The 4,145-nt window shown below is 68.9% G+C and carries 6 protein-coding genes; 4 read left to right on the forward strand and 2 right to left on the reverse strand.

The window, feature by feature from the left end; genetic code table 11:
- From EQG76_RS28360 to EQG76_RS28375, 4 genes are all read left to right on the forward strand, one after another.
- Positions 1-901: PQQ-dependent catabolism-associated beta-propeller protein (locus EQG76_RS28360; protein WP_159718470.1), on the forward strand; the 901-nt coding region annotated here is incomplete at its 5' end.
- Positions 902-930: 29 nt separating this feature from the next.
- Positions 931-1,668 carry an ABC transporter ATP-binding protein gene (locus EQG76_RS28365; RefSeq protein ID WP_159718476.1) on the forward strand — a complete coding sequence of 246 codons (738 nt, stop codon included), beginning with the start codon at positions 931-933 and terminating at the stop codon, positions 1,666-1,668.
- Positions 1,665-2,513: an ABC transporter permease gene (locus EQG76_RS28370; RefSeq protein ID WP_159718472.1), complete on the forward strand. Its 849-nt coding sequence runs from the start codon at positions 1,665-1,667 to the stop codon at positions 2,511-2,513. Before EQG76_RS28365 ends, EQG76_RS28370 begins: the two co-directional genes overlap by 4 nt.
- Positions 2,510-3,178, forward strand: a complete 669-nt coding sequence (locus EQG76_RS28375; protein WP_159718474.1) for a hypothetical protein — start codon at positions 2,510-2,512, stop codon at positions 3,176-3,178. Before EQG76_RS28370 ends, EQG76_RS28375 begins: the two co-directional genes overlap by 4 nt.
- A gap of 132 nt (positions 3,179-3,310) precedes the next feature.
- On the opposite strand, the gene EQG76_RS28380 is transcribed toward EQG76_RS28375, so the two are convergent.
- Positions 3,311-3,883, reverse strand: coding sequence for a rhodanese-like domain-containing protein (locus tag EQG76_RS28380; RefSeq protein ID WP_200841200.1), 573 nt, complete (start codon positions 3,881-3,883; stop codon positions 3,311-3,313).
- A partial coding sequence (locus tag EQG76_RS28385; protein WP_200841201.1) for a thiosulfate oxidation carrier complex protein SoxZ occupies positions 3,880-4,145 on the reverse strand: 266 nt, incomplete at its 5' end. The genes EQG76_RS28385 and EQG76_RS28380, both read right to left, overlap by 4 nt.

The following is a 4,145-nucleotide window of genomic DNA, read 5'->3' on the forward strand; positions in this document are numbered from 1 at the left end:
CGCCTATGTGTCGAACGAGGGCAGCAACACCGTCACCGTGTTCGACACCGACACGTTCGAGGTGACCGCCACCATCCCGGTCGGCCAGCGTCCGCGCGGCATCCAGCTCACCAAGGACGGCAAGCACCTGCTGGTCGCCGTCGGCGACGACGACACGATCGAGATCGTCGACACCGCCACCCACGAGATCGTGGGCACCCTGCCCTCCGGCCCGGACCCGGAGCTGTTCACGCTGAGCCCGGACGGCAACCTCGTCTATATCGCGAACGAGGACGACAACATGGTGACCATCGTCGACCTGGTGGAGCGCGTGCCGGTCGGCGAGGTGCAGGTGGGCGTGGAGCCGGAAGGCATGGGGATCAGCCCCGACGGCAAGATCCTGGTCAACACCTCCGAAACCACCAACATGGCGCATTTCATCGACACCGAGACCCATGAGATCGTCGCCAACGTGCTGGTCGACTCCCGGCCGCGCATCGCCGAGTTCAAGCAAGATGGCTCGGAGGTCTGGGTGTCCGCGGAGATTGGCGGCACGGTCAGCGTGATCGACCCGGCCACCAAGGAGATCAAGAAGAAGATCACCTTCGAGATCCCGGGCCTGCGCGCGGAATCGATCCAGCCGGTGGGCGTGCGCATCACCAAAGATGGCACGAAGGCCTATGTGGCGCTGGGCCCGGCCAACCGCATCGCCGTGATCGACGCCAATACTCATGAGGTGGTGGACTATCTCCTGGTGGGCCAGCGGGTCTGGCAGCTCGCCTTCACCCCGGACGAGAAGTACCTGTTCGGCACCAACGGCGTGTCCAACGACGTCTCGGTGGTCGACGTCGAATCCGGCAAGGTGGTCAACACGGTCCAGGTAGGCGAGCTGCCCTGGGGGGTCGCGGTATCCGAGAACTGACCGCCGACCCGTCCGCCCCGGCCCAACCCATCCCGGCATTGGCCGTCGAGGACGTGGCCTATGCCTATGGCCGGCGCCAGGCGCTGGACCGGGTCAGCTTCACGATCCCGCCCGGGCGGTTCGCCGTCCTGCTGGGCCTGAACGGGGCCGGCAAGAGCACGCTGTTCCAGCTGGTCACCCGGCTGTTCGCGACCCGGCAGGGGACCATCCGCATCTTCGGCCACAACGTGCTGCAGGAGGCGGGTGCCGCCCTGCGCCGCCTGGGCGTGGTGTTCCAGGCGCGCACGCTCGACCTGGACCTGACCGTCCGGCAGAACCTAGCCTACCATGCCGCCCTGCACGGCATCGGCCGCAGCCACGCCAAGGCCAGGGCCGCCGAGGTGCTCGAGCGGGTCGACCTCGCCAGGCGGGTATCGGAGCGCGCGCGCAACCTGTCCGGCGGGCAGATGCGGCGCCTGGAGATCGCCCGGGCCCTCCTGCACCAGCCGAGCCTCATCCTCCTGGACGAGCCCACGGTCGGCCTGGACATCGCGGCACGCGCCGACATCCTGGCCCATGTGCGCGACCTGGTCGCAAGGGACGGGGTCGCGGTGCTCTGGGCGACCCATCTGGTCGACGAGATCGCGAAGGACGACCAGGTCCTGGTGCTGCACCAGGGCCGCCTGCTGGCCGACGGGCGGCTCGATGCCCTGCTGGCCACCACCGGTGCGGTCGATGCGGAAGGCGCGTTTCGCCGGCTGATCAAGCGGCCGGGGGCTGCGCCATGAGCCGGGAGACACTCAAGCGCGAAGCGGGGTTTCCGCTCAGCGCCTATCTGATCTGCCTGCAGGGCATTGTCGGCCGCGAGCTGCTGCGCTTCCTGCACCAGCGCGAGCGGTTCGTGGCGGCCCTGGTGCGCCCGCTGGTCTGGCTGTTCATCTTCGCCGCCGGATTTCGCCAGGTGCTGGGCGTGTCGATCATCCCGCCCTACAGCGTCTATGTCCTCTACGAGGTCTACATCACGCCCGGGCTGATCGCGATGATCCAGCTCTTCAACGGCATGCAGTCCTCGATGTCGATGGTCTACGACCGCGAGACCGGCAGCATGCGCACCCTGCTGGTGAGCCCCCTGCCCCGCTGGTTCCTCCTCTCGTCCAAGCTCTGGGCCGGCACCCTGGTCTCGGTGGTGCAGGCCTATGCCTTTTTGGCGATCGCCTGGTTCTGGGGGATCGAGCCGCCGCTTTGGGGCTACCTCGCGGTGCTGCCGGCCCTGTTCCTGTCCGGGCTGATGCTGGGGGCGCTCGGCATGCTGCTCTCCTCGCTGGTCCGGCAGCTCGAGAACTTCGCGGGCGTGATGAACTTCCTGATCTTCCCGATGTTCTTCGCCTCCTCGGCGCTCTATCCGCTCTGGCGGGTGCGCGAATCGAGCCCGCTCCTGTTCCGGATCTGCGAACTCAACCCGTTCACCTATGCCGTCGAGCTGATCCGCTTCGCCCTCTATCTGCGGATCGAGCCCGTCGCACTGGCCGTGGTCTCGGGCTGCACCGTCCTGTTCATGGTCGGCGCGGTGCTGGCCTATGATCCGGCCCGCGGCTTTCTGGCCCGGCAGCACGACGCTGGAGGACATCCATGAGGCTTTCCGTGCCCCTCCCAGGGCTGGCCGTCCCGTTCCCTGGTCTGGCGGTCCTAGGACTGGCGGCCGCCCTGCTGGCACCCGCTCCCCTCCTCGCCGCCCCCCAGCCGGAAGCGCCGGACTGGCCCTGCGTGCAGCGGCTGGTGCCCGAGCTGTCGACCGCTGCGGTCTGGCAGGGCCCGCCGATCGACCAGGCGCTGGACGAGTGGCGCACCCATCCGGAGGTGGTGGAGCTGATCAACGAGATCGCCCCGCGCCGCGTGCCGGTCGAGACCGCCGAGGCGACGGCCGTCGGGTTCATCGCTGCCGATCCGGCAGAGCGGGAAAGGCGGGCCAGCCTGCTGTTCGCCGGCCTGTTCGACACGCTGAACCAGGAGCGCGGTGAGGTCATCGCCGGGCTGGAGCGCCTGACCAGGCGGCAGCGCGAGTTCGTGCGCTCGATCGAGGCGGACGCGGCCAGGCTGCGGGCACTGCAAAAGGATCCGGGTGCCGATCCTGCGGCCGTGAAGGAGCTCACGGATCGGGTCACCTGGCAGACCCGGATCTTCGAGGAGCGGCGCCGGACGATCCGCTATGTCTGTGAGGTGCCGGTGCTGATCGAAAAGCGCCTGTTCGTCCTGGGCCGGGCCATGCAGGGGGCGATGCAGAGGAACGGTTCAGACTAAATTACTGGTATTGCTTGGCTTTTTCGGCTCCCGGGTTCGTTCGTGCAAAACGCCGTTCCCGTCCCGGCGCAGTCCCGCTGCCGGTGCCGGGACAGGCCAGCATAGCACGGGCGCGACCGGCAGCGCGCGTCCTCATTCGCCGGCGGGCGGCCAGCCCGGCTGGGGCTGGACCGGGACGGTGTCGTGCTGCTCCTGCCAGCCGTCGATCCCGGCGGGCAGCCAGTGCACCTTGCGGTAGCCGGCCTCGACCAGGCGCTTGCCGAGGTTCCAGCTGCCCCAGCAGTTCGGCTTGCAGAACGTGACCAGCACGGCGGCCTTATCACCCTTGGCCAGCTCGTTGATCCTTTCCAGGAGGGCCCGGGCCTGGTCGGGTGGGAGGTCGCCGGCACCGCCGCCCGGGAACCAGACGGCACCCGGGATGGAGCGGTGCACCGGCTTCCAGAGCCTGTCCTCGGGCAGATTGTCCGGCCGGCGCGTGGCCTTGCCGACATCGATCAGCAGGACAGGCCCTTCCAGCAGAAGCTCCAGGGCCGGCACGTCGATGACCGTCGCTCCTCGGAGCGTGGCCGGGGTCTCGCCGACCATCGGTCCGGTCCACAGGCCTGGCGGCTCGGCGACCGCGGCCATGACCGGCAGCGTGGCGGCAACCGGCAGGCCGGCCAGCAGGACCAGCGTGCCGCGCCGCAGGAGGGTGGCGGGCCTCACTGGGTACTCGCTGGGATCGGGAAGGATTCCTGCCAGCTTCCGCCGTCGGAATCGGTGGCGAGCACGGTGAACGCGTCCGCTTCGCCCGGGCGGTAGGCAAAGCCGATCGCCGGATCGCTCGCGAGCGAGATGTCGCCGGCCAGCTCCAGCACGGTCTGGTCACCCTGGCTAATCCGGACCAGGTCGAGATAGCGCGCCGGGGTGTAGGTGCGGGTGAGCTGGTTCATCTGCATGCCGCTGAAGTTCGGGTGGCGGATCAGCA

This window comes from Geminicoccus flavidas (genome assembly GCF_009806515.1).
Taxonomy (GTDB): domain Bacteria; phylum Pseudomonadota; class Alphaproteobacteria; order Geminicoccales; family Geminicoccaceae; genus Geminicoccus; species Geminicoccus flavidus.